A 593-nucleotide genomic window follows, 5' to 3' on the forward strand; every position below is an offset into this window, starting at 1 on the left:
TTCATCGTTGTGTTCGAGGAGCAGGGCGCCGACCAGGCGGATGATGGCATCGTCATTGGGGAAGATGCCGACGACCTCGGTCCTGCGCTTGATCTCGCCATAGCCGGAACCCGTCGCGGCGCCCACCTCCAGCTCCATCAGCCGCTCGGCGGCAAAGCCGATCATCTCGCGCAGGAGATCGGCATCGGGGGTCTTCTCTACGTGCGCCCGCAGGTTCATCATGTCGTCGGTCATCAGGGGATCCTTCCAATCAGGTTGGCGTCAGCAACCCGACCCTAACGGAAGAGCATCGATGACCGCCGCTGCCCCGCTCGCTACGGTGCTATTGAGGGCGCGCTCGCGAGCGGCTGCGCTACCGCCCAGCTATACCACCTCCCAGGCACGATCCTGGAGCTGTCTGGGGCATATCAGCTCTTGACATGAATCTCAGCCATGGAGCGGGTGACCAACCATAATCATGGAAGCGCGAAGAAGAAACGAATGACGGAACAAGGGCGGGCGTTCTACGGCGTAAACTCATAAAATATCTGGTCGTTTATGGGCGACTGTGATTCAAGGCTTCCAAATAGGAGGCCTTTTTGACGCGTCGTCGC

At 59.7% G+C, this 593-nt stretch carries 1 pseudogene; it reads right to left on the minus strand.

From position 1 onward, the window contains the following. Positions 1-96: pseudogene (locus tag ACTJKX_RS38245) on the minus strand (transposase); the annotation flags it as partial. Between the last annotated feature and the right edge of the window lie 497 nt (positions 97-593).

The organism is Labrys sp. 22185, assembly GCF_052045555.1.
Classification (GTDB): domain Bacteria; phylum Pseudomonadota; class Alphaproteobacteria; order Rhizobiales; family Labraceae; genus Labrys; species Labrys neptuniae.